General features: G+C 67.1%; 20 protein-coding genes. 12 read left to right on the top strand and 8 right to left on the bottom strand.

Annotated features, from left to right (window positions below; all coding sequences use genetic code 11):
• Positions 1-33: 33 nt before the first annotated feature.
• Both purU and FDK12_RS07065 read right to left on the bottom strand, forming a co-directional pair.
• On the bottom strand, positions 34-894 hold the full coding sequence (gene purU / locus FDK12_RS07070) for a formyltetrahydrofolate deformylase (RefSeq protein WP_137368918.1): 861 nt from the start codon (positions 892-894) through the stop codon (positions 34-36).
• Entirely contained in the window at positions 895-2,097 is a 1,203-nt protein-coding gene (locus FDK12_RS07065) for an FAD-dependent oxidoreductase (protein ID WP_137368917.1), read from the bottom strand.
• A gap of 395 nt (positions 2,098-2,492) precedes the next feature.
• Here FDK12_RS07065 and glyA point away from each other — a divergent pair, with 395 nt between their 5' ends.
• The 5 genes from glyA to FDK12_RS07040 all read left to right on the top strand — a co-directional run bounded on the left by glyA (position 2,493) and on the right by FDK12_RS07040 (position 7,534).
• Complete coding sequence (glyA, locus tag FDK12_RS07060; RefSeq protein ID WP_137368916.1) at positions 2,493-3,800, top strand: serine hydroxymethyltransferase; 1,308 nt, start codon at positions 2,493-2,495, stop codon at positions 3,798-3,800.
• A gap of 141 nt (positions 3,801-3,941) precedes the next feature.
• Positions 3,942-4,835, top strand: coding sequence for a bifunctional methylenetetrahydrofolate dehydrogenase/methenyltetrahydrofolate cyclohydrolase (locus FDK12_RS07055; protein ID WP_137368915.1), 894 nt, complete (start codon positions 3,942-3,944; stop codon positions 4,833-4,835).
• Between the two features lie 59 nt (positions 4,836-4,894).
• Entirely contained in the window at positions 4,895-5,836 is a 942-nt protein-coding gene (locus FDK12_RS07050; RefSeq protein WP_137368914.1) for an ABC transporter ATP-binding protein, read from the top strand.
• Entirely contained in the window at positions 5,829-6,704 is an 876-nt protein-coding gene (locus FDK12_RS07045) for an ABC transporter permease (RefSeq protein WP_223263153.1), read from the top strand. Before FDK12_RS07050 ends, FDK12_RS07045 begins: the two co-directional genes overlap by 8 nt.
• Positions 6,701-7,534: an ABC transporter permease gene (locus tag FDK12_RS07040; protein WP_137368913.1), complete on the top strand. Its 834-nt coding sequence runs from the start codon at positions 6,701-6,703 to the stop codon at positions 7,532-7,534. The genes FDK12_RS07045 and FDK12_RS07040 overlap by 4 nt, the downstream gene beginning before the upstream one ends.
• A gap of 55 nt (positions 7,535-7,589) precedes the next feature.
• Here the strand turns inward: FDK12_RS07040 and FDK12_RS07035 are convergent, their stop codons facing one another.
• Together FDK12_RS07035 and FDK12_RS07030 are read right to left on the bottom strand one after the other, a co-directional pair.
• Positions 7,590-8,288 (bottom strand): class F sortase, encoded by a 699-nt coding sequence (locus tag FDK12_RS07035; protein WP_137368912.1) that lies wholly within the window; start codon positions 8,286-8,288, stop codon positions 7,590-7,592.
• Positions 8,289-8,302: 14 nt separating this feature from the next.
• Positions 8,303-9,082, bottom strand: coding sequence for a hypothetical protein (locus tag FDK12_RS07030; protein ID WP_137368911.1), 780 nt, complete (start codon positions 9,080-9,082; stop codon positions 8,303-8,305).
• Positions 9,083-9,253: 171 nt separating this feature from the next.
• Between FDK12_RS07030 and FDK12_RS07025 the strand changes: the two genes are divergently transcribed.
• From FDK12_RS07025 to FDK12_RS07005, 5 genes are all read left to right on the top strand, one after another.
• Entirely contained in the window at positions 9,254-9,739 is a 486-nt protein-coding gene (locus tag FDK12_RS07025) for a hypothetical protein (protein ID WP_104117922.1), read from the top strand.
• Between the two features lie 43 nt (positions 9,740-9,782).
• Positions 9,783-10,637, top strand: a complete 855-nt coding sequence (locus FDK12_RS07020) for an exodeoxyribonuclease III (protein ID WP_223263185.1) — start codon at positions 9,783-9,785, stop codon at positions 10,635-10,637.
• Positions 10,634-11,689 (top strand): tryptophan--tRNA ligase, encoded by a 1,056-nt coding sequence (gene trpS / locus FDK12_RS07015; protein WP_137368909.1) that lies wholly within the window; start codon positions 10,634-10,636, stop codon positions 11,687-11,689. Before FDK12_RS07020 ends, trpS begins: the two co-directional genes overlap by 4 nt.
• A 75-nt stretch (positions 11,690-11,764) precedes the next feature.
• Complete coding sequence (locus FDK12_RS07010; RefSeq protein ID WP_317616720.1) at positions 11,765-12,292, top strand: 2'-5' RNA ligase family protein; 528 nt, start codon at positions 11,765-11,767, stop codon at positions 12,290-12,292.
• A complete protein-coding gene (locus FDK12_RS07005; RefSeq protein ID WP_137368907.1) occupies positions 12,252-13,349 on the top strand; it encodes a YihY/virulence factor BrkB family protein in 1,098 nt (365 codons plus the stop codon). Before FDK12_RS07010 ends, FDK12_RS07005 begins: the two co-directional genes overlap by 41 nt.
• A 127-nt stretch (positions 13,350-13,476) precedes the next feature.
• Here FDK12_RS07005 and FDK12_RS07000 read toward each other — a convergent pair whose 3' ends face one another.
• From FDK12_RS07000 to sdhC, 4 genes are all read right to left on the bottom strand, one after another.
• Positions 13,477-14,262, bottom strand: coding sequence for a succinate dehydrogenase iron-sulfur subunit (locus FDK12_RS07000; protein WP_104117917.1), 786 nt, complete (start codon positions 14,260-14,262; stop codon positions 13,477-13,479).
• Positions 14,262-16,040: a succinate dehydrogenase flavoprotein subunit gene (gene sdhA / locus FDK12_RS06995; RefSeq protein ID WP_137368906.1), complete on the bottom strand. Its 1,779-nt coding sequence runs from the start codon at positions 16,038-16,040 to the stop codon at positions 14,262-14,264. The genes FDK12_RS07000 and sdhA overlap by 1 nt, the downstream gene beginning before the upstream one ends.
• Positions 16,041-16,133: 93 nt before the next feature.
• Positions 16,134-16,601: a succinate dehydrogenase hydrophobic membrane anchor subunit gene (locus tag FDK12_RS06990; RefSeq protein ID WP_104117915.1), complete on the bottom strand. Its 468-nt coding sequence runs from the start codon at positions 16,599-16,601 to the stop codon at positions 16,134-16,136.
• A gap of 6 nt (positions 16,602-16,607) precedes the next feature.
• The gene (sdhC, locus tag FDK12_RS06985) at positions 16,608-16,991 is read right to left on the bottom strand and encodes a succinate dehydrogenase, cytochrome b556 subunit (RefSeq protein ID WP_104117914.1); all 384 of its coding nucleotides are present in this window, start codon (positions 16,989-16,991) and stop codon (positions 16,608-16,610) included.
• A gap of 235 nt (positions 16,992-17,226) precedes the next feature.
• Here sdhC and FDK12_RS06980 point away from each other — a divergent pair, with 235 nt between their 5' ends.
• Both FDK12_RS06980 and FDK12_RS06975 read left to right on the top strand, forming a co-directional pair.
• A complete protein-coding gene (locus FDK12_RS06980; protein ID WP_137368905.1) occupies positions 17,227-18,372 on the top strand; it encodes a mannose-1-phosphate guanylyltransferase in 1,146 nt (381 codons plus the stop codon).
• Positions 18,373-18,451: 79 nt separating this feature from the next.
• A complete protein-coding gene (locus tag FDK12_RS06975; RefSeq protein ID WP_137368904.1) occupies positions 18,452-19,657 on the top strand; it encodes an amidohydrolase in 1,206 nt (401 codons plus the stop codon).
• The last annotated feature ends 203 nt before the right edge of the window (positions 19,658-19,860 follow it).

Here is a 19,860-nt window from a genome sequence, read left to right as displayed (position 1 = left end):
ACGTCAGCACGGCGGTCAGATAAACCGCGGGGGTCAGTTGAAGACGATGGTCCTGCGGCCGTCCAGCAGGACGCGGCGCTCCGCGTGCCACTGAACGGCCTGAACGAGGGCGCGCCCCTCGAGCTCGCGCCCGATCGAGGTCAACTGTTCCGCCGTCCGGGCGTGGTCGACGCGGATGACTTCCTGCTCGATGATGGGCCCCTCGTCGAGCGCCCCCGTGACGTAGTGCGCGGTGGCGCCGATGAGCTTGACCCCGCGCGCGTGGGCCTGGTGGTACGGCCGGGCGCCCTTGAAGGATGGCAGGAAAGAGTGATGGATGTTGATGGCGCGGCCCAGCAGGTCCTCGCAGAGCTTGTCGCTGAGGATCTGCATGTACCGGGCCAGTACCACCAATTCGATGTCGTGCTGGTCCATCAGGGCGCGCAGCGCGTCCTCGGCGTCCTCCTTGGTCTCGGGAGTCACCGGGATGTGGTGGAACTCGACGCCGTAGAAGGCCGCCAGGTCCTCGAGGTCGCGGTGGTTGGAGACGATGACGGGGATGTCGATGGGCAGCGTACCCGAGCGGTGCTGGAAGAGGAGGTCGTTGAGGCAGTGAGCCGCCTTGGACACCATGATCAGGGTTCGCGTGCGTCGGGTGGCCTCCGCGAGCGACCAGTCCATGCCGAACTCCGCCGCGACGGGCTCGAGCGCCGCGCGGAGGTCCTGGTCCGTGGCGTCGGTGGCGAGCGCAACCCGCATGAAGAAGGTGCCGGTCTCCGGGCTGCCGTACTGCTGGGACTCGGTGATGTTGGCGCCGACGTCCACCAGTGCTCCGGAGACGCCGTGGACGATTCCGGGCCTGTCGGGGCAGGACAGCGTCAGCGAGTAGGAGCGGAATGCGTCGGGGTAGGTCACCTAAGCCAGATTACCGGCCGCTTCGGTGTGTGACGCGATATCTCGCAGCCGGCCGACGGCGGCGATCGCCGCGGCCCGGCCTGCCCTCGACGCACCGAGCGTGGACGCGGAAGCTCCGTAGCCGACGAGCAGCAGGCGGGGCTCCCTCACGACGTGGACGCCGTCCATCAGTATGCCGCCGCCCGGTTCGCGGAGGCGCAGGGGCGCGAGATGATCCAGTGCCGCTCTGAATCCCGTGGCCCACAGCACGGCGTCTATCTGCTCCTCCGCGCCGTCGGCGAAGACGGCAGACCTCTCCCGGAGCTCCGCCAGTGGGCCCCGCGAGACCAGGATGCCGGCATCGATCCCTGCCTGGTACTGCGGAGTGAGGGACAGCCCGGTGACCGAGACGACGCTGGCCGGCGGGAGCCCGGCGCTCGTCCGGGCATTCACCTCGGCCTCGACCTCCCGTCCCCACTCGGGGTCGAACGGCTTCCGCGTGAAGCTCGGGGCGCGGCGCGTGGACCAGATGGGGAACGCGCCGGCGTCATGGAGGTGGAGCACGAACTGCACCGCGGACGTCCCGCCGCCCACGACGAGCACGCGCTGGCCCTCGAACTCGGTTGCGGACCGGTAATCGTGGGTGTGCAGCTGGCGTCCCTCGAAGATGTCGCGACCGCGGTAGTAGGGCCAGTAGGGGCGGTCCCACGTGCCGGTAGCACTGATGACAACGTCCGCGGTCCAGCTGCCCCCCTTGGTCGTGACACGCAGCGGGCCGAGGGCTCCGCTCGGACTGCCCGGATGGCCGTCGTCGCGGCTGCCCCCCGGAGCGCCGTCGTCGGGTCCGACGGCGGACTCCTCCGGCTCGACCCGGATCACCGACACAGGCCGGACCACCGGCAGATCGAACTGCCGCTCGTACGAGCCGTAGTACCGGCTGACGACGTCGGACGCGGGTTCCTTGGGATCCGGCGTCCCGAGGGGCAGGCCGGGGAGATCGTGCAGTGCGTGGGCGGCGTCGAAGGTCAGGGCAGGCCAGCGGTGCAACCACGCACCGCCGGGAGCGGGGTTGGCGTCCAGGACCACGAAGTCACGCTGGGGCTCGAGACCGCGGCGCTTCAGATGGTAGGCGCTGCTCAGGCCCGCCTGGCCGGCGCCGATCACGACGACGCCCACCCGGTGTACCTGTTCGCCCCCGGACTGGTCCGTTCCCGATCTGCGCATTTGTCCGACCTTCCCGGACCGGCCCCGCCACTCGGGCTACCGCTCCACGCGTACAGAACGGCCCGGTCCCTCCCCGTATTCCGAGGGTGCTGGTGCCCTCTGACGCACAGGTGCGCCGGACGTACGCGGCGGGCCCCTGGTGAGGGTGGACCCCGGTGGCGGCCCGGGCGGCGGTACGGCTAGCATGGGACCGTCGCGACTGGCGTAGGGTGGGCAACCACCAGGAAGCGGCATGGAGTCGGGATCGTCCTCCGGGTGAGCCTTGCTTCCAGTGCAGACCACGGATCGCACGCCTGGGCCGCGGGTCACGTTTCACGAGCGGCCGCGCACGGACACTGATCCGGGCGCCCGCGACTCACGCTGACCCCTTGCGAGACCCAGAGAAGGATCGACCGATGACCACTTCCCCCACGGCTCCGTTTCACGCTGCCGCTGATTCCGTCACCAACGCACCCCTGTCCGAGGTGGACCCGGAGATCGCGGCCGTCCTGCGGAACGAGCTCGCCCGACAGCGCGACACCCTCGAGATGATCGCCTCCGAGAACTTCGCGCCGCGTGCCGTCCTCGAGGCCCAGGGCAGTGTGCTTACGAACAAGTACGCGGAGGGCTACCCCGGTCGCCGCTACTACGGCGGTTGCGAGCATGTGGACGTCGCCGAGAACCTCGCGATCGACCGCGTCAAGGCGCTGTTCGGCGCCGAGTTCGCGAACGTCCAGCCCCACTCCGGCGCCCAGGCCAACGCGGCGGCCCTTTCCGCCATGATCAAGCCCGGGGACAAGATCATGGGTCTGTCACTGGCACACGGCGGGCACCTGACCCACGGCATGAAGCTCAACTTCTCGGGCAAGCTCTACGAGGTCGCGGCCTACGGTGTCGAGGAGGACACCCACCGGCTCGACATGGAGCGTGTCCGGGCGCAGGCCCTCGCGGAGAAGCCGCAGGTGATCATCGCCGGCTGGTCCGCCTACCCCCGCCAGCTGGACTTCGCAGCATTCCGCTCCATCGCCGACGAGGTCGGGGCGCTGCTGTGGACCGACATGGCGCACTTCGCCGGCCTCGTTGCCGCAGGTGTGCATCCCAGCCCGGTCCCTCACTCCGACGTCGTCACCTCCACGGTGCACAAGACACTCGCAGGACCCCGCTCCGGCGTGATCCTCGCGAAGCAGGAGTGGGCGAAGAAGATCAATTCGAACGTCTTCCCGGGCCAGCAGGGTGGCCCGCTGATGCACGTTATCGCGGGCAAGGCGACAGCGTTCAAGATCGCGGGTTCCGCCGAGTTCAAGGAACGCCAGGAGCGCGTCCTCGAGGGCGCCCGAATCATCGCCGAGCGCCTCACCGCGTCCGACGTCGCCGAGCACGGCGTCTCCGTCCTCACCGGCGGCACCGACGTTCACCTGGTCCTGGTGGACCTGCGCATATCGTCGCTCGACGGCCAGCAGGCCGAGGACGTCCTGCATTCGGTGGGCATCACGGTCAACCGCAACGCGGTTCCCTTCGACCCCCGCCCGCCGATGGTCACCTCCGGTCTCCGGATCGGCACGCCCGCACTCGCGACGCGCGGTTTCGGTGCCACCGAGTTCACCGAGGTCGGAGAGATCATCGCCGCTGCGCTCAAGCCGTCGCCCGATGTCGAGGCCCTTCGCGCCCGCGTGTCCGCGCTCGCCGCGAACTTCCCCCTCTACCCGGGCCAGGAGGAGTGGTAGGTCGGTTCCCGCCCGGCGCCCTCGGCTCGAGGGCAGCCGCGTCACCGGGCTACGACATCCCCACCGAGGAGTGCTGCTTCACCGGCTGCTGCGATCGCGGCAAGGCATTCCTGCTCGAGCAACTGGAGAAGGACGATTCGCATGAGTACAACAGCCCGCATCCTTGACGGGAAGGCAACCGCTGCCCGCATCAAAACCGAACTCGCCGAACGCGTCACGGCGCTGCGTGGACTCGGGGTGACACCGGGCCTCGGCACGGTCCTCGTCGGTGACGATCCCGGAAGCCGCTCCTATGTCGCGGGCAAGCACCGTGACTGCGCGGAGGTCGGCATCACCTCGGTGCGGCGGGACCTTCCGGAGACCATCACGCAGGAAGAGCTCGAGGCCGTCCTCGACGAGCTTAACAACGACGACGCCACGACCGGCTACATCGTGCAGCTTCCCCTGCCGGCGCACATCGACACGAACGCGATCCTCGAGCGGATCGATCCGGCGAAGGACGCCGATGGCCTGCATCCGACCAACCTGGGCAAGCTCGTCCTCAACGTCAACGCGCCGATGGAATCACCGCTGCCCTGCACGCCGCACGGCATCGTGGAGCTCCTGCTCCGGCACAACCTGACCCTGAAGGGCCTCGACGTGCTCGTCGTCGGGCGCGGGGTCACGGTCGGGCGTCCGCTGGGCCTGCTGCTGACCCGGAAGCAGATCAACGCGACGGTCACGCTGGCACACACTGGAACCGTAGACCTCGCCGAGCACCTCAAGCGAGCCGATGTCGTCGTCGCGGCAGCGGGGATCCCGCACATGATCACCGCGGACCAGCTCAAGCCGGGCGCGATCGTGCTCGACGTCGGCGTGAGCCGCGTCGAGGACCCGGAAACGGGGAAGGCGAGGCTCACGGGCGACGTCGATCCGGCCGCGGCTTCCGTGGCCAGCTGGCTCTCACCGAACCCTGGGGGAGTCGGGCCGATGACGCGCGCCATGCTCCTGACCAACGTCGTCGAGGCTGCGGAGCGCACGGCAGCGCGCGCCTGATCCCCCTCGGGAGCTCCCATTGGCTTCTCCCGATGGGAGTTCCCGCCTAGGCTGGGCGGGTGCCTCCTCTTCCCGCCGGTCCGCCGGTCATCTCCGCCCAGCAGCTCAGCAAGCACTACGGCGACTTCAAGGCCGTCGACGGAATCTCCTTCGAGGTACCGGCGGGTGAGTCCTTCGGCCTGCTCGGCCCCAACGGAGCCGGCAAGTCGACGACGATGCGCATGATCGGGGGCGTCTCCCAGCGCACGTCCGGCGGACTCACGATCATGGGCCTCGATCCGGAGGACCACGGCCCCGAGGTGCGGGCGCACCTCGGCGTCGTGCCGCAGCAGGACAACCTCGACGAGGAGCTCCGCGTGCGCGACAACCTCCTCGTGTACGGGCGGTACTTCGGCTTGCCGATGAGCTACCTGAAGCCGAAGGCGGACGAGCTGCTCGAGTTCGCCCAGCTCACGGACAAGGCTTCGGCGAAGGTCGATTCCCTGTCCGGGGGTATGAAGCGGCGCCTGACCATCGCGCGCTCGCTCATCAACGAGCCGAAGATCCTCCTGCTGGACGAACCGACGACCGGCCTCGATCCCCAGGCACGCCACATCCTGTGGGACCGCCTGTTCCGCCTGAAGGAGTCCGGCGTCACGCTGATCCTCACGACGCACTACATGGACGAGGCCGAACAGCTCTGTGACCGGCTCGTCGTGGTCGACAAGGGCCGGATCATGGCCGAGGGTTCGCCGGCGCAGCTCATCCGGGAGCACTCCACGCGCGAGGTCCTCGAACTGCGCTTCGGATCCGAACGCAACACGACGGTCGCGGTGGACCTGCAGGGGATCGGGGAGCGGCTCGAGCCGTTGCCGGACCGCGTGCTCATCTATGCACACGACGGCGAGGCGGCGCTGGAACAGGTCACGTCCCGCGGCCTGAAACCGCTCACCTCCCTCGTCCGGCGCTCTTCCCTCGAGGACGTCTTCCTCCGCCTGACCGGGAGGAGCCTCGTTGACTGAGCACGGAGCAGCCCCGTCCGCGGAGTCGGTCGTCGACCGGCCCTACCGCCTGCACGCGCACAAGCCGGAGGTGTCGGCGAGCCGAGCGCGGAAGTTCGGCTCCTGGTACTACGCCGAGCACGTCCTGCGGTCCATGAACAGCTACCGCTGGACCCTGCTGGCCTCCAGTGTCGGAACGCCGGTGATGTATCTCTTCGCGATGGGGGTCGGGCTGGCCACGCTCGTCGACCGGAACTCCGCCGGTGCGTTCGGCGGTGTCAGCTACCTTGCCTTCATCGCCCCTGCCCTGCTCGCCTCGGCGACGATCATGATCGCAGCGAACGAGTTCACCTATCCGGTGATGGACGGCTTCAAGTGGAGGAGGGTGTACTACGGTCCGCATGCCTCACCGCTGGGCACCGCTCAGATCGTCAACGGCCACGTCATCGCGGTCACGGTCCGGCTGGCGGCCACCACGATCATCTACTTCGCCATCGTCGCCGCGTTCGGTGCGTCGCCGTCGCCCGCAGGCGTCGTCGCCATCCCCGTGGCCGTGCTGAGCGGTCTCGCCTTCGGCCTGCCGCTGATGGCTTATTCGGCGAGCGTCGAGGAGGACAAGGGGCAGTTCGCGCTCGTCATGCGTTTCATCGTGACGCCGCTGTTCCTCTTCTCGGGGACCTTCTTCCCGCTGGACACCCTTCCGGTGTTCCTGCGCTGGATCGGCTGGATATCCCCGCTGTGGCACGGCACCGAGCTGGGGCGGGCGCTCACCTACGGGCACGATATCCCGGTGTGGCTCGCCGTCGTCCATGTCCTGTACCTCGTGGTCCTCGCCGTCGTCGGCCTGCGCCTTGCACGGTCCATCTATGCGAGGAGGCTCGGGAAGTGAGCGCGCAACTTACTGCGCAGGACTATGCGCTGGAAGGGTCGAAGCGGCCGCTGGCCGCGCTGTACTCCCGCAATGCGAGGGCAGTCATCGCCCGCGGCCTGCTCGCCACCCGGAGCAGCAACTGGCTCATCATGGTGTCCGGCTTCTTCGAGCCCGTGCTCTACCTCGTCTCCATGGGCGTCGGACTGGGGGCCCTCGTCGGGACGGTGGAGGGTCCGAGCGGACAGGCGATCAGCTACGCGGCGTACATCGCTCCCGCACTGCTCGCCGTCTCCGCCATGAACGGAGCCGTGTACGACAGCACCTGGAACGTGTTCTTCAAGATGAACTTCGCCAAGCTGTACCAGGGAATGCTCTACACCTCGCTCGGTCCCCTCGACGTCGCGCTCGGCGAGATCTTCCTCGCGCTCCTGCGCGGCGCCATGTACGCGACGGGTTTCACTGCGGTCATGGGCATCATGGGACTCATCACGACGCCGGTCGCACTGCTCATGATCCCGGCCTCGGTCGTGATCGCGTTCGGGTTCGCGTCCTTCGGCATGGGGATCACCAGTTTCATGAAGACCTTCCAGCAGATGGAATGGATCAACTTCGTGATGCTGCCGATGTTCCTCTTCTCGGCGACCTTCTATCCCCTCAGCGTCTACCCGCAGGGGATCCAGTGGTTCATCCAGGCCCTGCCGCTATGGCACGGCGTGGAGCTGCTGCGACAGATCAGCGTCGCCTCGTTCACGCCGGCGACGGTGGTGCACCTGAGCTATTTCCTCGTGATGATCGCGGTTGGCATGCTGCTCACCACCCTGCGACTGCGGAAGCTCTTCCTCCGGTAGCCACCGAATCGCCAGGGCACCGATCACGCGGACGCGATCACTCGTCGGACGGACGCTAGATCACGAGCGTTGCGTACACGACGTAGTTGTCGTCGAAATCGCCCGTGTCCGGGTTGTATCCGTCGCAGGTGATGAGACGGAGTTCCGATCCGGGAGTATTCCCGTACACCGTGAGGGTGGGGAACTCGTCCTTCTGGTAGGCCTCGCCACGCTGGAACTCGAAGACCGCGGTCGAGCCGTCCTCGCGGGTGACGTTCATCCGGTCCCCGGCCTTGAGGGCGCGAAGATCCGCGAACACACCCTTGCCGCCGTCCGTCGCGTTGACATGGCCGAGCATGACGGCGGGACCGCGTTCGCCGGGCGTCGGTGACTGGTCGTACCAGCTGGCGGGTGCTCCGGGTCCGTCCGGCGGAACCTCGAGGCTACGATTTTCCCGCAGTCCGAGGGTCAGCAGGTCGGTGCGCACGCCGATGGAGGGGATCTCGAGTGAGACCGGCGCGGAGGCTGGCAGCACGGCAGGCTGTTCCGGGGAGGCGGGCGCAGGAGCAGCAGCGGCCGGTTGCGAGGCTGCCGTCGACGGCGCACCCGGTGCGGGTGCCTCGGTGGTCGCGGAGATGCTGGGCGCGGAGATGCTGGGCGCGGGTTCGGTCGGTGTCGTGGCAGTGTCCGAGGATCCGCAGGCGGCAAGCAGGAAAAGGGCGGCCACCGCCGGGGCCGTGAAGCCCCAGCGGTGGCCGTTTTCTTTACTGATCATGGTGGGGATCAGTATTACGCGTTGTGCTCTGCGCGGCGACGCACGGCGTAGGTTCCACCGGCTGCTGCGGCGAGGACCAGTCCGCCACCGAGGGCGATCATGCCTGCGGTGTTGGAGGACTCGGTGGCAACACCGGTGTCAGCGCCACCGCTGGGCATTGCGCCCATCTGCTGCTCGGTCAGGACACCGCACAGGGCGGGCGAGGTTGCGCCGAGGGGCAGGGAGGGCTCGAGGTCGCTCGGTGCGTTGAATGCTTCAGCCGATGCGGTGACGGTGGCGGGGTCCAGGCCGTGAACAACGACGACGGCAGTGCCGGCGCCGAGGGCTTCCTGCGTCGCCTTGTCAAGGGTGATGGTGCGGTCGATGGTGTAGCTGCCACCCTGACCACCGAGCTGGAGGTTGAGGCCCTCAGCGGGCGTCGTTGCACCGGAGGTGGTGAGCGTCGTCAGGATGCCACCGTAGGAAGCGGCGCCCTCGGTCGTGCTGAGGATCCCGTCGGCGTTGGCGTCATCGGCGGGGGTGGGGCACTTGCCCTGCGCTCCACCGTGGATGTGCTGGACGTGGGGGTATGGCGCGTCCATGAAGGTCTGGGCGAGGCCGTTGACCTGCAGCTTCAGCTGTGCCTGGTCACCCTGGACGCTGATGGATACGGTCCCGGTTCCGGTGGTACCGCTGAGCTGACCCAGGGTCGAGGAGTACGTGCCGTCATGGCCTGCCATAGCGGGGGAGCCTGCCATAGCAACGGCGCTGACGGCGAGGGCTGGTACTGCGAGGAAACGCATCTTCTTGTTCATCGGAAATTCCTCCATTGTGCGAATGAAGCGCACCGTGGGGCGCGCATGACTGTACTTCGGGGTGACCCCGATCACGGATGGGTCGAGATGTGCAGGAACTTTGAAAAGGCTGACAGTTCGCCCGCGGTGGAAGGAACAGGACGGCATCTGGTGATGCGGGAGAATGGAGGAATGCAGTCACTAGGGAGTAATGGGCGGCCCGCGGGCCGGGGTGTGAGCATGCGCATGGGCAGTGCCGGGATGGCCGTCATGCTGGTCGTGTTCCTGGTTGCCGTCGTCTTCGCGGCGAACCAGAACGACGTCGTCGGATGGCTGGTGGTGATCATCTCCCTCGGGTGGCTCCTGATCTTCGCTTTCGTGGTGTTCAGCCTTCGATCGGCCGCGCGGAAGGCTGCGGCTCGCCTGCAGGGGCATGCGGGTCCTGGCGGGTCCGGGCAGTCGTCAGCCCCCGTGGCCGTCGACCGCGCACGTGACCTGAAGCTCGACCACAGCTTCAAGATCGTCCAGGTGCAGGTCGGCGTCGTGCGTGACTACCTCGGCAAGGACGAGGGGATGGTGGAGCGCGCGCTCGAGACGATCGAGATCACGTCCCACAACGCACGTTCCATGATGAAGGGTTCCAGCGAAGGCCCCGTCGAGGGCACTGTCGTCGACTGAGGAGCCTGCTCCCGGGATGAATCAGAAAACCCTGCGGGGTAAGGTGGATCGAGTGAGTCCGGCAACGAATCCTCCGCAGAAATCCCTGCGCATCGCATCCGTCAACGTCAACGGAATCCGCGCCGCTTACAAGCGCGGTATGCAGGAATGGCTCGATGGACGCGACGTCGACATCCTCTGCCTGCAGGAAGTCCGGGCCCCTGATGCGGTGGTCCGCAGCCTGCTCGGCGACGACTGGCACATCCTCCACACCGAGGCGGAGGCCAAGGGCAGGGCGGGCGTAGCGATCGCCTCCCGCCAGGAGCCGACGGCCACGAGGACCACCATCGGGGACAGCTACTTCGACACCGCCGGTCGATGGGTCGAGGCGGACTTCGCGGTCGACGGCGCGACCCTCACCGTCGCGAGCGCGTACGTGCACTCGGGTGAGGTCGGCACGCAGAAGCAGGATGACAAGTACCGCTTCCTCGATGCGATGGTCACGCGCCTGCCACAGCTCAGGGACGGTGCCGATCATGCGGTGGTGATGGGCGATCTCAATGTCGGCCATACCGAGCACGACATCAGGAACTGGAAGGGCAACGTCAAGAACGCCGGCTTCCTGCCCGAGGAGCGCGCCTACTTCGACCGCTTCTTCTCGGAGGAGTGCGGTTTCGTCGACGTGGCGAGGCTGCTGGCCGGTGACGTCGATGGCCCCTACACGTGGTGGTCGTGGCGGGGGAAGGCCTTCGACAACGACACCGGCTGGCGTATCGACTACCAGATGGCGACGCAGGCGCTCGCGAAGAGTGCAGTGACCGCCGACGTCGACAGGGCGCCGAGCTGGGACACCAGGTTCTCGGATCACGCACCGCTCGTCGTCGACTACCAGCTCCAGGATCCAGGACAGACCCCATGACAACCCTGACCACCGACCCTGCCACTGCGCCGGGCACCGACCGGCGCCAGCGCATCCTGTCCGGTATGCAGCCGTCCGCCGGCTCCCTCCACCTCGGCAACTACCTCGGCGCACTCGTCCACTGGGTACGCCTGCAGGAGACATACGACGCCGTCTTCTTCATCCCGGACCTGCACGCCATCACCGTGCCGCAGGACCCGCAGGAACTGGCGCACCGTACCCGGATCACGGCGGCGCAGTACATCGCTGGCGGCGTCGACCCGGACAAGGCAACGCTCTTCGTGCAGTCCCACGTGCCCGAGCATGCGCAACTCGCGTGGGTGCTCAACTGCTTCACCGGTTTCGGCGAGGCCTCCCGGATGACGCAGTTCAAGGACAAGGCGTCGAAGCAGGGGACGGATTCCGCCAGCGTGGGTCTGTTCACCTACCCGATCCTCCAGGCCGCGGACATCCTGCTCTACCAGCCCGACGGCGTACCGGTCGGCGAGGACCAGCGGCAGCACGTGGAACTGAGCCGGGATCTGGCGCAGCGCTTCAACTCCCGTTTCGGCGAGACCTTCGTCCTTCCGAAGCCCTTCATCCAGAGGGAGTCGGCAAAGATTTACGATCTGCAGAATCCGACGGCGAAGATGTCCAAATCGGCTGCCTCCGCTGCCGGTCTAATCAACCTGCTCGACGATCCCAAGGTGACGTCCAAGCGCATCCGTTCCGCCGTCACCGATGCCGGAACCGAGATCCGGTTCGACACCGCGGAGAAGCCGGGAATCTCGAACCTGCTCGCGATCTACTCGGCGCTGTCGGGCAGAGGCATCGCAGAGCTCGAGGCTGAGTACGAGGGCCGCATGTACGGGCATCTCAAGGTGGACCTCGCCGAGGTCGTCGTGGACGCGCTGACACCGATCCGGACCCGGGCCGAGGAACTGCTGGCAGACCCGGCCGAACTCGATCGGCTGCTGGCCAAGGGTGCGGCCAAAGCGCGCAGCCTGGCGGCTCCGACCCTGGCGGATGTCTACGCCCGCGTGGGTTTCCTCCCGGCCGTCGGAGTCCTCTGATCCATGTGCGCGCCCACCGGTCGGACCATCGGAACCCGGACAGCCATGTCCGCCTCCAACCTGGACGGTTGCTGCGTGGGTATCACGATCCCGATTCCCGAGCCTCTCGCAAGCTCCCTGGAGTCGTGGCGAGCGTCCTTCGGTGATCCGATGGCTGCCGTGGTGCCGCCTCACATCACCCTCATCACGACGACGCCGGCCTCGGACTGGGACGCCACCGTCGAGCACGTGCGTGACGTGGCTCGTGAGCAGAAACCCTTCCTGGTGCGGCTGCGGAGTACGGGATCCTTCCGGCCGGTGTCGCCCGTCGTGTTCCTCAAACTCGTCGACGGGTTCGAGGAGTGCGTGGACCTGCACTCGAAGCTCCAGGCCGGACCGCTCGAACGCGAGCTCGACTTTCCCTTCCATCCCCATGTCACCGTGGCGCACGATGTTTCGGAAGCGGGCATGGATGCGGCCGTCGAGGAACTCGACGAGTTCGAGGCCTCGTTCGAGGTTCGCTCCATGGGGCTGTACGAGCACGTGCCGTCGGGACTGTGGAAACTGAGGGAGGAGCTGCACTTTGGCCAGGTCGCTGACGGCTCCGAAACCACCACCAGCTGACCAGCCGTCCCCGGCGAGCCTGCCCGACCTCCGACGGAAGGTCGTCGACGCCCAGGTGAAGCTCGGACGGTTGACCCGAGCCGGAGCCGGGGGAGGCGAAGTCCTCCTCGCCAGGATGGATCTCGCACTCTCGAGGCTGAACACGCTGCGGCCGGTGCGGGTCATCCAGCTCTACATGCTGCGCAACGGTCCCCTCATGGCCGCCGGGCTGGCGTACCGCCTGTTCTTCGCGATCGCAGCCCTGCTGGCGGCAGGCTTCGCAACACTGGGCCTGGTCATCGCCGGTAACGAGCCGCTCCAATCGCTCATCGTGGAGACGCTCGAGAACGCCGTTCCAGGTCTGATCGACACGGGTGACGGGGGATTGGCCAAACCGGAGACCTTGTTCGAGGGAACAGGCGGCTTCGGGCTCGCCCTGGTCATATCCGGCGCGATCATGCTCGCCACCTCCCTCGGCTGGGTCGCGGGGATGCGCGAGGCGATGCGCGGCATGTTCGCTCTGCCGCCAGTGGTAACCAACCCCCTCCTGCTCAAGGTGAGGGACCTCGGCACCCTGGCCCTGCTCGGGGTCGTGATGCTCGTGACGACCGCGCTCAGCGTCCTCGCCAGCAATACCCTCGGCGCGCTCCTGTCGTTCCTCCACCTGAGCGAGGCCAGCAGGGTCCTCACGCAGCTCGCCGGGTTCGCCGTGATGATCGTCCTCGATATCCTCGTCGCCGTGGTCCTGCTGCGCTCGGCGTCGGCGATCGAGATGCCCCGCCGGTTCCTGGTGCAGGGTGCCGTGATCGCGGGCATCGGAAGCACGCTGCTGCGGACCTTCTCGACCCTGCTGTTGTCCGGTCTCGGCCGCAATGCGATCCTGCTGCAGTTCGCGGTGATCCTTGGCCTGTTCGTCTGGTTCTTCTTCCTCAGCCAGGTCTACCTCATCGCAACAGCCTGGTGTGCCGTCATGTCGGCAGACGCAGAAGTGCGTGCGGATCGCCACCATGAGGCGAAGGGCGGCACCCTGCGGCAACGCAGCCGCCGCCGGGCCGGAACCGGGAATCCTCCCACCTGACAGGTCTCCTCCCAAGCTGTGGTCGCGGCCAGGAGCCGCCATGACGCATCATCGGAACGGCGAAGGGCGGCCCGCTGGTGCGGACCGCCCTTCCCATGGCGATGGACGCCGATTGCCTCGTGCGGGATCAGACCTTGCGGGTCAGGATCGCCTGCTTGACCTCGGAGATGGCCTTGGTGACCTGGATACCGCGGGGGCAGGCTTCCGAGCAGTTGAAGGTGGTCCGGCAGCGCCAGACGCCCTCCTTGTCGTTCAGGATCTCCAGGCGCATGTCGCCGGCGTCGTCACGCGAGTCGAAGATGAATCGGTGCGCGTTGACGATCGCGGCCGGCCCGAAGTACTGGCCGTCGGTCCAGAACACAGGGCACGACGACGTGCACGCCGCGCACAGGATGCACTTGGTGGTGTCGTCGTAGCGATCGCGTTCCTCGGCGGACTGCAGGCGCTCCTTCGTCGGCTCGTGGCCCTTGGTGATCAGGAACGGCATGATCTCGCGGTAGGACTGGAAGAACGGTTCCATGTCCACGATCAGGTCCTTCTCCACGGGCAGGCCCTTGATGGGCTCCACGAGGATCGGCTTGGACGTGTCGAGGTCCTTCAGCAGGGTCTTGCAGGCAAGCCGGTTGCGGCCGTTGATCCGCATCGCGTCGGAGCCGCAGACGCCGTGGGCGCAGGAGCGGCGGAAGGACACAGAGCCGTCGTGCTCCCACTTCACCTTGTGCAGGGCGTCCAGCACGCGGTCCGTGCCGTACATGGTCAGCTGCCATTCGTCCCAGTGTGCCTCGTCGGACACCTCGGGGTTGTAGCGGCGGACCTTGAGGGTGATGTCGAACGTGGGGATCTCCCCGCCCGCGACCTCCGGACCGAGATCGATCTTCGACGCCGGCTCTTTCTCTACGGTTTCAGTGCTCATCAGTACTTACGCTCCATGGGCTGGTATCGGGTGAAGATCACCGGTTTGGTCTCAAGGCGGACGCCGCTTGTCTCGGTGGCGCTCGGATCCTTGTAGGCCATGGAATGGGTCATGAAATTCTCGTCATCACGCTCGGGGTAATCCTCGCGGAAGTGTCCACCGCGTGATTCCTTCCGGTGCAGGGCCGCCGCGGTCATGACCTTCGCCATGTCGAGGAGGAATCCGAGCTCCACGGCCTCGAGCAGGTCGAGGTTGAACCGCTTGCCCTTGTCCTGCACGGTGATGCGTGTGTAGCGCTCTTCCAGCGTATCGATCACGCGCAGCGCCTCGAGCAGCGTCTGCTCCGTACGGAATACCTGGACATTCGCGTCCATGACGTCCTGCAGTTCCTTGCGGATCTGCGCGACGCGCTCCCCGCCCTCCGAGCTGCGCGCCCGGTTGAGGAGCTCTTCGGTCTCGGTCGTCGGGTTCTCGGGGATCTCCACGAAATCGGCCGTCAGGGCGTACTCCGCTGCAGCGAGGCCTGCCCGCTTGCCGAAGACGTTGATGTCGAGGAGCGAGTTGGTCCCGAGGCGGTTGGACCCGTGCACGGAGACGCAGGCGACCTCGCCGGCCGCATAGAGGCCGGGAACCACGGTGTCGTTGTCCGACAGCACCTCGGCCTTGATGTTGGTCGGGATGCCACCCATCGCGTAGTGGGCCGTCGGGAAGACCGGCACGGGCTCCGTGTAGGGCTCGACGCCGAGGTACGTCCGCGCGAACTCGGTGATGTCGGGGAGTTTCGCGTCGATGTGGGCCGGCTCGAGGTGGGTCAGGTCGAGCAGGACGTAGTCCTTGTTCGGCCCGGCACCACGGCCCTCACGGACCTCGTTCGCCATCGAGCGCGCAACGATGTCACGGGGGGCGAGGTCCTTGATAGTAGGGGCGTACCGCTCCATGAAGCGCTCACCCTCGGAGTTGCGGAGGATCGCTCCTTCACCGCGAGCGGCTTCGGAGAGGAGAATGCCCAGTCCGGCGAGGCCGGTCGGGTGGAACTGGAAGAACTCCATGTCCTCGAGGGGGATGCCGCGTCGGAAGGCGATGCCCATGCCGTCACCCGTGAGGGTGTGGGCGTTCGACGTGGTCTTGTAGACCTTGCCCACGCCGCCCGAGGCGAAGACGACGGACTTGGCCTGGAAGACGTGCAGCTCACCCGAGGCCAGGTCGTACGAGACCACGCCGGCGACGCGCTTCTGGATGCGGGTCACGCCGTCGACCGTGACTTCCTGGTCCACCATCAGCAGGTCGAGCACGTAGTACTCGTTGTAGAACTCGACGTTGTGCTTGACGCAGTTCTGGTACAGGGTCTGCAGGATCATGTGTCCTGTGCGGTCCGCTGCATAGCAGGAGCGGCGGACGGGCGCCTTGCCGTGGTCGCGGGTGTGGCCACCGAAGCGCCGCTGGTCGATGCGTCCCTCGGGCGTGCGGTTGAACGGCAGCCCCATCTTCTCGAGATCGAGGACGGCCTCGATGGCTTCCTTCGCCATGACCTCGGCGGCGTCCTGGTCGACGAGGTAGTCACCACCCTTGACCGTGTCGAAGGTGTGCCACTCCCAGTTGTCCTCCTCGACGTTGGCGAGTGCCGCGCACATGCCGCCCTGCGCCGCACCCGTGTGGGATCGGGTGGGGTAGAGCTTCGTCAGGACGGCGGTGCGGGCGCGCTGTCCCGATTCGATGGCTGCGCGCATTCCCGCGCCACCGGCGCCGACGATGACGACGTCGTACTTGTGGACCTGCATGCTGGTCGCTCTTTCTGTTGAAACCGTTGAGACTGCACGACGGCGCCCCAGAGGGCGGACGGTCGTGCGGGTAGTGCCGAGGTGGGGCGGGGGTTACGGGGCGGGGCAGTAGTCCGCTACGTGCGCGACTCCGTCGATCACGGGGCAGGGATCGAAGGTGAAGATCACCAGGGTGCCGAGCACCACGATCACGACGGTCGCCGTGTACAGAACTCCCTTGAGCCACATACGCGTGCTGTTCTTGTCGGCGTAGTCGTTGATGATCACGCGGATGCCGTTCGTGCCGTGCAGCATGGACAGCCACAGCAGCGTCAGGTCCCATACCTGCCAGAAGGGATCGGCCCACTTGCCCGCGACGAATCCGAAGTCGATCCCGGTGATGCCGTCACCGGCGACCAGGTTGATGTAGAGATGCACGAAGATCAGCACGACGAGGATGGCACCCGAGAGACGCATGAACAGCCACGCGATCATCTCGAAATTGCCGCGCGAGCTGGATGTGCGCGAGTAGCCCGGGCTCACGCGCCCCGACCGGGGGCTATCAATGGTTGGCGTAGCCATGGCGTACTAACCTCCGAAGACGTGCGAGAGATGGCGGATCGAGAAAGCGATCATGACGACCGCCCAGAGGCCTACGACGCTCCAGAGCATCTGGCGGTGGTACTTGGGGCCCTTCTTCCAGAAATCCACGAGTATGAGGCGGATCCCGTTGAAGGCGTGGAACACGATCGCAGCGACGAGGCCGAGTTCCCCGAGCCCCATGATCGGGTTCTTGTACGAGGCGATGACGGCGTCGTAGGCTTCGGGCGAAACGCGTACGAGGGACGTGTCCAGGACGTGGACGAGGAGGAAGAAGAAAATCACTACCCCGGTGATGCGATGGGCCACCCAGGACCATTGGCCTTCCCGGCCACGGTAGAGGGTGCCTGCTGGTGTCAGTGTCTTCGGCATTGAAATTACCTCCCTGCATCGCATGGGCGTTAGCGCGTTATACGCAGGGATTACGCCGGTGCGACAGCACTCTTCAGATAAGAATAATGTAGGCCGGTGACACTTCCCGTTCAATTTAGGGGCGCCTCACCTGTGACCTTGTTAACACCGGTGGCGGCTGGTGTCAGCGGTGCACTGTGCGGCTTCCGCCGGGTGGAACGCCGCTCACCGCGATGCGTCGGTTACCGTGGAACGGATGAGTACCGAGAGGGCGGCTGCCCACACCCCTGACAATGACAATGTGATGGATCGCTTCCACGGCGTCATACCCGCAGGCGGCACGGGCACGCGCCTGTGGCCGCTCTCGCGGGCTGCGGCCCCGAAGTTCCTCCACGACCTGACCGGTTCCGGCAGCACGCTGATCCGTGCGACCTACGACCGGCTCCGCCCGCTCTGCGACGGCCGCACTATGGTGGTGACGGGCGTGGTGCACCGGCGGGCGGTCCTCGAGCAGCTCCCGGAGATCGAGGACATGAACCTCGTGCTCGAGTCGGAGCCGAAGGACTCGGGAGCGGCCATCGGCCTGGCAGCCGCGATCCTGCACCAGCGCGACCCGAACATCATCATGGGGTCCTTCGCGGCCGATCAGGTGATCGCGCCGGTGGAGGTCTTCCAGGCCGCGGTCCGGGAGGCCATCCACACCGCCGCCCGAGGCTACATCGTGACCATCGGCATCAAGCCCACGCATGCGTCCACCGGGTTCGGCTACATCCGCGCCGGTGACACCCTCGCCGCCGTGGGAGCTCCCAGCGCCCGCGCCGTGATCGAGTTCGTCGAGAAGCCCTCGCAGGAGGTCGCCGACGGCTACATCGAGAGCGGCAACTACTCCTGGAACGCCGGCATGTTCGTGGCGCCCGTGGACCTCATGCTGAAGCACCTCTCGGCCAACGAGCCAGAGCTCTATGCGGGACTCATGGAGATCGCCGAGGCATGGGACACTCCGCGCCGGGTCGAGGTCGCCCGCCGGGTCTGGCCCACGCTGCCCAAGATCGCCATCGACTATGCCGTCGCGGAACCCGCCGCCGCCGCAGGTGACGTGGCGATGATCCCGGGCGAGTTCAGCTGGGACGACGTCGGTGACTTCGCCGCGATCGGCCGCCTGAACCCTGCGGAGGAGAACAGCGAGCTCACCGTCATGGGGGAGGGCGCGCGCGTCTTCTCCGAGAACGCCTCCGGAATCGTCGTCTCGGACACCAAGCGCGTCATCGCGCTGATCGGGATCGACGACGTCGTCATCGTGGACACTCCGGACGCGCTGCTCGTGACGACGAAGGAACACGCCCAGGAGGTCAAGACCGCCGTCGAGCGGCTGAGGGCGAGTGGGGACACCGACGTCCTGTAGGACGACCGCCGATCAGTCCATGACGGCTCCGGATGACCCCGTTTGAGGACCGCCCCGTGTCGGTCGGTAGGCTGAGGGCGTGGAAACGTTCAGCACCCAGAGCCCGCCGACCTCCCGCGTGGGCGCATCCCTCGGGCCGCTCCTCGCCGAGCTGACCGAGATCCGACGGGACATCCACCGCCACCCGGAACTGTCCTACAAGGAACACCGCACCACGGACCTCATCGTCGCCAGGCTCGCGCAGGCAGGGCTCGTGCCGCGGCGCCTGGAGGGCACGGGCGTGTTCGTCGACATCGGACAGGGGCCGCTGCGTCTCGGATTGCGCGCGGACATCGATGCGCTGCCCATCATCGAGGAGACGGGCCTGCCGTACGAGTCCGCGTCGACCGGCGTCACCCACGCGTGCGGGCACGACATCCACACGACGGTGATGCTCGGCGTCGCCCTCGTGCTCGCCGAGCTGGACGCCGAGACGCCGCTGCCCGGGACCGTCCGGGTCATCTTCCAGCCCGCCGAGGAGATGATGCCGGGTGGAGCGATCGACGTCATCGCGCAGGGCGTGCTGGAGGGCCTGCCGCGGATCCTGGCACTGCACTGCGACCCCAGGATCGACGTCGGGCTCGTCGGGACCCGTATCGGCGCGATCACCTCCGCATCGGACACCATCCGGGTCGAATTGAGCGGCCGCGGAGGGCACACCTCCCGCCCGCACCTGACCGAGGACCTCGTGTTCGCACTGGCATCCATCGCGGTGAACGTGCCGGCAGTCCTCTCCCGGCGCATCGACGTGCGCAGCGCGGTGTCCGTGGTGTGGGGGCAGATCCACGCCGGATCCGCGCCCAACGCGATTCCTGCCCATGGATTCATGTCCGGGACCCTTCGCTGCCTCGACGGCGAGGCGTGGGAGTCCGCCGGCGAGCTGCTCGACCGCGCGGTGCGCGAGGTGGCTGCACCCTTCGGCGTGGACGTGAAGCTCGAGCACATCCGGGGCGTCCCACCTGTGGTGAACCAGGAGGCCGAGACAGGGCTCCTCGAAGCCGCGGCGCGCGCGGAACTCGGGGCGGGCGCCGTGGTGCTCACCCCACAGTCCATGGGCGGCGAGGATTTCGCGTGGATGACGCAGCAGGTGCCCGGCGCCATGATGCGGCTCGGAACGCGCACGCCCGGCGGGGAGACGTTCGACCTCCACCGCGGCGACTACGTGCCCGACGAACGCGCCATCGCGTGCGGGATCCGGGTCATGGCTGCAGCGGCCCTGCAGGCCGTGCTCGGTCGGGACCACTGACCTTCGCGTACTCCCACCCGGACGTCGTGGCCCGGCTCGGACCTGTGCAGCCGGCTGTGCATAACGAAAGTCGAACGATCGGTCCGGTCGGGAGGCCCGTGTAGTGTTCCCCGTCACGCGGCCCTTAGGATGTTCGCATACGTGCTGCACCGACGGTGTCGCGGCGCCACGGTCTTCCAGTGACAACAGAGCCTCGGATCGAT

This window comes from Arthrobacter sp. NamB2 (assembly GCF_005281365.1).
Classification (GTDB): domain Bacteria; phylum Actinomycetota; class Actinomycetes; order Actinomycetales; family Micrococcaceae; genus Arthrobacter_D.
The sequence above is the reverse complement of the archived record's forward strand: the minus strand, read 5'-3'. Positions and strand labels throughout refer to the sequence as shown.

Coding starts and splice junctions, on each gene's coding strand:
- FDK12_RS07065 (WP_137368917.1), bottom strand. CDS start 2,097: ATGCGCAGATCGGGAACGGACCAGTCCGGGGGCGAACAGGTACACCGG.
- glyA (WP_137368916.1), top strand. CDS start 2,493: ATGACCACTTCCCCCACGGCTCCGTTTCACGCTGCCGCTGATTCCGTC.
- FDK12_RS07055 (WP_137368915.1), top strand. CDS start 3,942: ATGAGTACAACAGCCCGCATCCTTGACGGGAAGGCAACCGCTGCCCGC.
- FDK12_RS07035 (WP_137368912.1), bottom strand. CDS start 8,288: ATGATCAGTAAAGAAAACGGCCACCGCTGGGGCTTCACGGCCCCGGCG.
- FDK12_RS07030 (WP_137368911.1), bottom strand. CDS start 9,082: ATGAACAAGAAGATGCGTTTCCTCGCAGTACCAGCCCTCGCCGTCAGC.
- FDK12_RS07025 (WP_104117922.1), top strand. CDS start 9,254: ATGCAGTCACTAGGGAGTAATGGGCGGCCCGCGGGCCGGGGTGTGAGC.
- trpS (WP_137368909.1), top strand. CDS start 10,634: ATGACAACCCTGACCACCGACCCTGCCACTGCGCCGGGCACCGACCGG.
- FDK12_RS07000 (WP_104117917.1), bottom strand. CDS start 14,262: ATGAGCACTGAAACCGTAGAGAAAGAGCCGGCGTCGAAGATCGATCTC.
- sdhA (WP_137368906.1), bottom strand. CDS start 16,040: ATGCAGGTCCACAAGTACGACGTCGTCATCGTCGGCGCCGGTGGCGCG.
- FDK12_RS06990 (WP_104117915.1), bottom strand. CDS start 16,601: ATGGCTACGCCAACCATTGATAGCCCCCGGTCGGGGCGCGTGAGCCCG.
- sdhC (WP_104117914.1), bottom strand. CDS start 16,991: ATGCCGAAGACACTGACACCAGCAGGCACCCTCTACCGTGGCCGGGAA.
- FDK12_RS06980 (WP_137368905.1), top strand. CDS start 17,227: ATGAGTACCGAGAGGGCGGCTGCCCACACCCCTGACAATGACAATGTG.